The sequence below is a fragment of the Aeromicrobium sp. genome, assembly GCF_014378035.1.
Classification (GTDB): Bacteria; Actinomycetota; Actinomycetes; order Propionibacteriales; family Nocardioidaceae; genus Aeromicrobium.
Window position 1 is genome coordinate 1 of record NZ_JACMOM010000101.1, and the last position, 7,967, is coordinate 7,967.

A 7,967-nucleotide genomic window follows, 5' to 3' on the forward strand; every position below is an offset into this window, starting at 1 on the left:
AGCACCGGCAAGGCGGGCAGCCGGGCGAAGTCGGCGGTCACGAGCGGCGGCCCATCGACGAAGGGCAGAGCGATGTCATGCAGATCCGTCACCGCCGCTGGGTCGTACCGGAGCTCTGTGGACTCACCGAACGAAACCTCGGTCAGCGGGGCGTGGCGGGCCTCTGCCAGGGTGTCCACACCGTGCTGGGCGAGCATCCGGTTGGTCTTGTCTGCGTAGTCCGCGTCGTGATCGAGCGCGACGACTGTCGTGTCGAGACCAAACTTCTTGATGGCGAGGCCGAGGAACAACGTGGACACGCCGCTACCGCACTCCACGACCAGCCGTGGGCGCCGGGCCATGAGCTCCTGCAGCAGCAGCGCGAGCGCATCGGGCGAGACGGCCCACCCGCGCATGGGCGGCACAGACGCCGAGACGTCGACCATCGAGAACAGGTTGATGGTGGCCTGGACCTGTTCGAAGGTCGACCTGGCCTCGCGGTTGATCTCCCGGAGCAGACCCGGGGCGGCCGGATCCTGGAAACCTTTCTGGAACCGGTCGAGCACCTTGGCGACGTCGACGAGCGCCAGCTGGCTGACGCCGACGACCTTGAGAATCGAGGACGTGTCCTTGCGCTGCTGACGGACCTCGTCGAACAGGACCTTGGGACGCAGCATCGAAAGAAACCGCCTGCTGTCTTCACCGACGGTGGAGATTTTGGCTAGCTGGTTCGCGATCTGCCGGTTGCGCTGCTCCTGACGGCCTGCAATCGCCACCACCGCCACCAGCGTGCCGATGCTGAGGACGGCGAGGAAGTACTGGCCGTGCAGAGCGACGAGACCAACTGTGACTGCCAGAGCCAGGAGACCGACGATGCCGGCGACGACCAGCAGCCTGCGATGGGAGGAGGCGACGTCGACGAGCCGGTCGCGCACGGAGCGGGGAGCCGGGGCGTCCTTGCTGGCCGAGGCGGCCGCCGTCACGCCCGGCTGCGCAGTATCGTCGGTCGCACCTCGATCAGAGCTGTCAGAACCATTCGTGCGAAGATCCGGGCGGGGATTGGTGGAACCGAGCACCGAGAGTGCACCGAGCAGATAGGCGCCGGTGTCCGGGCCGGAGCCCGGACCGGATCCTGGTGCGACTTCCACTGCGGGGAACGATCCATGATCCATCGCCACGACCAGAACCCCGCTGAACGCGGTGGTCCACGGGGTGGCATCGGACCCCATCCTGCCCGCAGGGCCGCCGACCAGGACCCGGCCCTCCGCGGTGACGATGTCGAAGGCCTGATCGACGATCGTACGAAGCACGCCCGGTGCCTGGGTGAAGCCGACGACGACGACCCGGTCGTAGCGACCCTCCACCACGACGGACCCGTCTGCCGCAGCGAGCACGATTGTGACCTCTGCCGCATTAGACGTCGCGTAGCGGTAGGCCCCCTCGGTGTTCTCTGCGATCACGAGCGCCGTGGATGGGGTCTCTGCAGCCATGTTTCGGGGATCCTCTGCTGTGGGACGGAAGCGTGCTCAGACTACAGTCCGACCTGACTAGACTAGCCACCGCCGAAGCCTGCGAAACTGGGAGCACCCGTTGAACTCGACCCTGCCCGACGACCTCACCGCGGGCGTCACCGTCCTGGTGCGCACCTACCAGGGAGTCGACCGCATCGAGAGAACTCTCGACTCCATCCGCGCGCAGACCCTGTCGAAGGACCTCTACGAGGTGCTGGTGGTGCCCAACGGTCCGGCGGACGGCACCCTCGACGTCCTGCGTCGCTACCGCGAGTCGCACCCCGAGCTCGAGATCCGCATTGTCACTGCACCGGACAAGGGCATCGGCCTGAGCATGAATGTCGGCATCGCCGCTGCTCGACGCTCCTACCTGACGGTGGTCGACGATGACGACCAGATCTCCGCCAACTTCCTCAAGACTCTTTACCAGTACGCCGCACCACATTGCATTGCACACGCCTACCTTGCCAACCTCGACGGTGACGGCATCGGCTTCCCCGACTACGACACCTATGTCAACCGCTCGCTCGTCAAGGCGATCGGACGCACCACGCACCCCGTCGAGGCAGCGGCCTCGATGATGTTCAATGTCTCCAAGCTTGTCTGGACGCCCTACGCCCGGGCCGTGCGGGCCCGCGAGAACCTCCGCTTCGCGACCGACGTGCTGTACTGGCACGAGCTGGTCAACACCTTCGGGCTGAAGATCACGGTGCTGCCGACCAATGCGCACGCGGTCTACTACCGCTCTCTGCGCACCGATTCCCACTCCCGCCCGGCCAGCGTTCCGTACGATCTCGCCATCGAAGCACGGCTGGACGTGATCGAAGCCCTGGTGCCGATCGCCAATGACCCCACGCAGTACCTCAATGAAGTGGCGCAGCTGTCGATCATCTCGCAGGCCGCGGCCATGGGGCGATACCTGGCCGAACATCCCGACGAGAACCGGCGTGTCATCGACTCGATGTCTGCACGCATTATCAACCCGTGGGTCTACCACCACCTCAACCGCAAGCGGGCACGCGACCTCGTCACCTGCTACGCGTTCCTTCCCAGCAACAACACCAGTGCACTGGTCGCCGCCCGCCGTGTGCGCGAGCGTGGCGTCTGCGTCGACGTGGTCTCGCACCAGATGGACGGTGTCCATGGCCGCGACGTCGCGGCAGGAGTCATCGTCGAACCCTTCATCGGCAACCACCTGTCGATACCGGGTCGGCCGACGTTCTCGCAGTGGCGCGGCGTCGTGGAGTTCTGCGCCGCCGGCATGTCTGCCATCGAACGATGGGAGCACACTCGCGGAAGGTCGTACCGGTCGGTCTACAGCCGGGCGATGTGGCCTTCCTCCCACGTCCTCGCGGCGCTCTACAAGGTCCGCCACCCCGAGACCACCTGGATCGCGGAGTTCTCCGACCCGCTGTCCGAGAACGTCGAGGGCGAGACCCGCAAGGCCGGCACCCGCGACGACGATGCCCTGAGTCGTGAGATCGAGGAGGGGCTCGAGGCCGCAGGCCACCCGCTTCCCCACCATCTGGGGCTGCTGCAATGGATCGAGCACATCGCCTACGCCCTCGCCGACGAGATCGTGTTCACCAACACGTTGCAGCAACAGACCATGCTCACCGACATAGCAGATGAAACCCTGCACGACCGGGTGGTCGAGCACACCAGGATCTCCCCTCACCCGACGCTCCCGCCGGAGTTCTACCAGATCAGCGACGTCGCCTACCCGCTCGAGCCGGGCCTCACACATGTGGCCTACTTCGGGGCGTTCTATCCGACGAGAGGCCTCACCGAGGTCACCGATGCGATCCGCGCGCTGCCGCGTGAATACCGCGACAGGCTCAGGTTTCACGTCTTCACGAAGGATCCCGAGGACCTGCGGACCGAGCTCCGCAAGGCCAGCTTGGACGACACTGTCATCACCAACCACTACGTGCCCTACCTGGACTTCCTGCACCTCACGACGCTGTTCGACTGCCTGCTCGTGAATGACGCCCGGACCGCGGACACCCATCCGGTCAACCCCTACCTGCCGTCGAAGATCAGCGACTACGACGGATCGGGACGCCCCGTGTGGGCGGTCGTCGAACCGGGCAGCAGCCTCAGTGAGCGCAAGGTCGCCTACTCGTCTGTGCTGGGTGACGTCGACGGTGCCATCGCGGTGCTGAAGGCCCTGACCGGGGCCCACGTCAGAGCAGGCGCCGAGGTCTCGTCGTCGGACCTCCTGCCGCGGTAGGCGCCTGACCCTCGTCCCCTGCCCCTGCCGCTTGGGCTCCGCGGACCGTCTACCGGCGCAGGTATGCGGCCACCACCGTGCCGATGCGCTCCCCGGCGTGGCCGTCCCACAGCGGCGGCGTCGTGCCGTCACCCGACCCTTGGCCGTCGACGATCGGCTGCAGCCGATCGACGAGGTTGTCGACCGTCACGAGCTGGTTGGTGCCGTGCGTGATGGTGACGGGACGTTCGGTGTTGGGTCGCAGGGTCAGGCAGGGGATGCCGAGCATCGTCGTCTCCTCCTGCACCCCGCCCGAGTCGGTCACGACGGCAAGGCTGCCGCGCACCAGACCGATGAACTCGACGTAGCCGAGAGGCTCGATGACGGTGACGCCGCTGTGGTCCATCAGGCCCGCTGAAGCAAAGCTCGCCCGCCCTCGCGGGTGCAGGGGGATCACGACGCGGGTCGTGTCGGCCGCGGCATGGAGTGCCTTGACGATCGACGCGGCAGTGGCCGGGTCGTCGACGTTGGCCGGTCGATGGAGCGTCGCGACGAGGTAGGGCCCCTCGATCGACAGCTGCTCACGCGCTGCGTCGGCATCGAAGGCGTCGAGGTTGGACAGCAGCGTGTCGATCATCGGGTTGCCGACGAAGTGGATCTTTTCTGCGGCAATGCCCTCATGGCCGAGATGCACGTTGGCATCCGGGCTCGTGGTGAAGAGAAGATCGGCCAGGCTATCTGTGACGACCCGATTGACCTCCTCCGGCATTGTCCGGTCGAAGCTGCGGAGTCCGGCCTCGACGTGGGCGACCGGGATGTGCAGCTTGGCCGCGACGAGGGTGGCAGCCACTGTCGAGTTGACGTCGCCGTAGACCACCACGAGCGCGGGTGGATCCGCCACGAACATGTCCTCGAGGGCCATCATGACCTTGGCGGTCTGGTGCGCATGGGTGCCTGAGCCGACCCCCAGGTTGACGTCCGGCTCGGGCAGGCCGAGCTGCTGGAAGAAGACCTCGGACATCACCGGGTCGTAGTGCTGCCCGGTATGGACCAGCACCTGACGGATCCCGTGGGCGGCGAGCGCCTTGATGACCGGCGCCGCCTTCGGGAAGTTGGGACGGGCGCCCGTCACGTGGACGACGTGGGCCGCGGTGGTCTGGCTCATGTGCTTCTTCCCATGGGTTGGCGTGTGCTCCGGCTGGATCGCCACCAAGGTTATCGCGCTGCCGCCGACGCCTCGGTGCTCCCGCCGGTGTGTCAGGCAGTTCCGGTATATTCCGGATGGATCGACGACTCGAGCGACTGGGAGTGGACTTCACGGTGTCTGGCACCACTACCGCAGGACTCGCTCCTGACCTGACTGCTCTCGCGGCCGCGCACATCCTGACACCGGGTGCCCTCGCCAAGACGATGCTGCGTCACGAGTACGCCGGCGGCGAACACCTTCTGGCACACATGGCGTCGGCAGGCACCCTGACCTTCGCCGAGATCCAGCTCGCGGCACGGTCGTTCGTCGCCGATGGCGCCGCCGCCGGATCAGCACTCAACGCCCCTGGGCTCTACGCGCTGGCCCTCCTGACCGTCGGACTCGACACCGGCGACGAGGCGCTGGGACGCGCCGCCGACCTGTTCGCCCTCGCTCGTGACGACGCCCGACGCGACAGCACACCGACCGAGCACGCCGACCTCGACCTGCAGACCAGCCTGCGCGCGGGTCGGTTCGACTACGTGCGGCGCCATCTCGACACCCCGGGTGTCGGCTCGTGGGTGAGGTGGGCGATCTCCGCCGACCTCGTCAACCCCTTCCCTGCGATCTCTCTGGGTCAGGCCGGCCCCGACGCGCAGGAAGCCTGGCTCAAGGTCTTCGACGAGCCCTTCGAACGGCACGGCATCGCACCGGTGCGAGTCGCCGACCCGACCACGCCGTTCGACAGTGTCCACGCCGTCGGTGCCGACGACCGTCGAGCCAGCGTGGAGGGGCCCCTTGTCACGATCGTGATGCCGATCTACTCGCCGTCAGCGAGCCTCGTCACCGCCGTCCGCTCGTTGGTGACCCAGTCGTGGAAGAACCTCCAGGTGATCATGGTGGACGACGCCAGCCCGCAGGAGTTCGAATCCGTCTTCCAGGCCGCTCTGGCGCTCGACGAACGCGTCGAGTACGTCCGCATGCCGACCAACGGCGGCGCCTACCGGGCGCGCAACCATGGTGTCTCGTTGGCCCGCGGGGAGCTCGTCGGCTTTCAGGACAGCGACGACTGGTCACACCCGGAGCGCATCGAACGTCAGGTCAAGGTGCTCGAGAGCGATCCGGCGCTCGTTGCCACGCTCTCCAAGGCCATCCGGCTCTACCCTGACCTGCGCATCACCAAGGTCGGGTCGCAGCCTTACGAGAAGAATGCCCCGTCCCTGCTCTTCCGCCGTCAGCCCCTCGTCGACCGGCTGGGCCGCTACGACGACATGCGCAAGGCGGCAGACACCGAGTTCATCGAGAGACTGGCGGCAGTGTTCGGCCCCACCAGCGTGATGACCCTCGACGAGCCGCTCGCCCTCTACCAGCTGACCGACGGCTCGCTCTCTCGAGCGGACTTCCGCATCGGCTGGCACCGCGATGCGCGCGTCTCCTACCATTCGGCCTTCCGGCACTGGCACCGCCAGATCATCGACCGCGGCGCCGACCCCGTCGTGCAGACGCCGTCCGGCCGGTCCTTCCCGGCTCCGCCGGAGTTCGAGGGAGTGCCCTACCCGGACCAGCGGCCCGACGTCGTCGTGCTCGCCGACTGCCGAGCGGGCCTGGTCGACGCTGCCGGACTCCCCCTCGCCATCGAGGCGCTGGCCTCGGCCGGCCTGCGCGTCGGACTCGCTCGGGGCGAGGCGCTTCGCCACGCTGCCGTCCGTCGCACCTATCCCCGGGCGGCCATCCTCGACGTGCTCGCCGCCGGTCGTGCGACTTGGACGCCGCTCGGGGTGGCGCTCACACCTCAGGTGCTGCTCGTGTGTGACCCCCAGCTCCTGGTGCTCCCGCGCGTCGCCGGCGCCGTCAGGATGCGACCCGACCGGGTGGTCGTGGTCGCCGGCCCGGAGGTGTCCTACGACCCGCTCGTGATCGAGCGGTCCGCTCGCGAGCTGTTCGACTGCGAGATCGAGTGGCTGCCCTCGTCGGCCGACGTGACCGAGACGCTACGCTCCGCCGGTGCGACCGGGCAGCTGCGCCCGCCCCACCTTGCCGAGGTCGTACGGGTGAGCCGCTTCACCTCCAGGCCAGGCGCGGACCAGCCAGTCGTCGGCGCCTCCGACACCTCACGGTTCGTCGCAGAGCGCGCCGACCGCCGCGGGCTGCTCGACCTGCTTCCAGGTGGAGACCGCCACGACGTCCGGCTGCTCGAGTCGACCGATCGATCTGCCGGATACGCCGGACGGAGCTGGCTCGGGTTCACGTCGGACATGCTCTCCACGACGGAGTTCCTCGATCAGTGCGACGTCTATGTCGGCCTACCACCCCGGCACCCCGGCACCACCTTGTTGCGGCCGGTTCTCGAGGCGATGTCCCGCGGGTGCGTGCCGATCGTACGCGAGTCGCTGCGTCCCGTGCTCGGAGACGCGGCCGCCTACTACGGCAAGCGATCCGTTTCCGCGGTGGTCGACGAACTGTGGACCGACAGTGCGGCGTTCGCCCGGCGACAGGAGGCCGCCCTCGCGTTCTGCCACAATGAGCTCTCCGGCGAGGCACTCGCCTCAGCCGTCACCCCACTGCTGACTGCGGACCGACCCACATGAGCACACCCTCCACCCAAGCCCGTGCGCGAGCCGCCCTGTCACGTCTCGACGTCCCCCGCCTCGCGAGCCTCGCCGCGACGGTTCTCGTGCTGGTCGGGCTTGTGGCACTGCTGTTCGAACAGACGCGCTGGGCCCTCGCGGCCGTGCTGCTCCTGCAGGCCGTGGTCGTGCTCACGGTGCTCGAGCAGCGAGGTGCGGTCGCGGCGTCCGAGCGTCGACTCACCTACCGAGTCGACCAGTCGTCCGCGCGAACGCTCGCCGACCTCAGCCGCGTACGGCAGCAGGTGCTCGCTGCTCTCGACGAGACCCGCACGAAGGACTGACCGGGGTGCAGATCACCGGTGACCTGACCATCGTCGAGGTCGCGCCGGGCGATGTCGCCGGTTCCGTTGCCCGACAGCTCGATCGCATCACGACCCCCTTCGTGACGTTCACCGATGCTGGGGTCGACGAGCCGGGCCTCGCGAAGTATCTCGCCCACGCCCGGCGCA

The 7,967-nt window shown here is 67.8% G+C and carries 5 protein-coding genes; 3 read left to right on the plus strand and 2 right to left on the minus strand.

From position 1 onward, the window contains the following. Positions 1–1,469, minus strand: a 1,469-nt coding sequence (locus H7290_RS05305) for a class I SAM-dependent methyltransferase (protein ID WP_290512974.1), incomplete at its 3' end; no start/stop codon positions are given. 100 nt (positions 1,470–1,569) lie between these two features. On the opposite strand from H7290_RS05305, the gene H7290_RS05310 reads away from it, so the two are divergent. Continuing rightward, positions 1,570–3,723, plus strand: coding sequence for a glycosyltransferase (locus H7290_RS05310; RefSeq protein WP_290512975.1), 2,154 nt, complete (start codon positions 1,570–1,572; stop codon positions 3,721–3,723). A gap of 49 nt (positions 3,724–3,772) precedes the next feature. Here H7290_RS05310 and wecB read toward each other — a convergent pair whose 3' ends face one another. Further along, positions 3,773–4,867 carry a non-hydrolyzing UDP-N-acetylglucosamine 2-epimerase gene (wecB, locus tag H7290_RS05315; RefSeq protein WP_290512976.1) on the minus strand — a complete coding sequence of 365 codons (1,095 nt, stop codon included), beginning with the start codon at positions 4,865–4,867 and terminating at the stop codon, positions 3,773–3,775. Positions 4,868–4,983: 116 nt separating this feature from the next. On the opposite strand from wecB, the gene H7290_RS05320 reads away from it, so the two are divergent. Further along, positions 4,984–7,476: a glycosyltransferase gene (locus H7290_RS05320; RefSeq protein WP_290512977.1), complete on the plus strand. Its 2,493-nt coding sequence runs from the start codon at positions 4,984–4,986 to the stop codon at positions 7,474–7,476. Beyond that, the gene (locus H7290_RS05325; RefSeq protein WP_290512978.1) at positions 7,473–7,799 is read left to right on the plus strand and encodes a hypothetical protein; all 327 of its coding nucleotides are present in this window, start codon (positions 7,473–7,475) and stop codon (positions 7,797–7,799) included. The genes H7290_RS05320 and H7290_RS05325 overlap by 4 nt, the downstream gene beginning before the upstream one ends. Positions 7,800–7,967 lie beyond the last annotated feature (168 nt).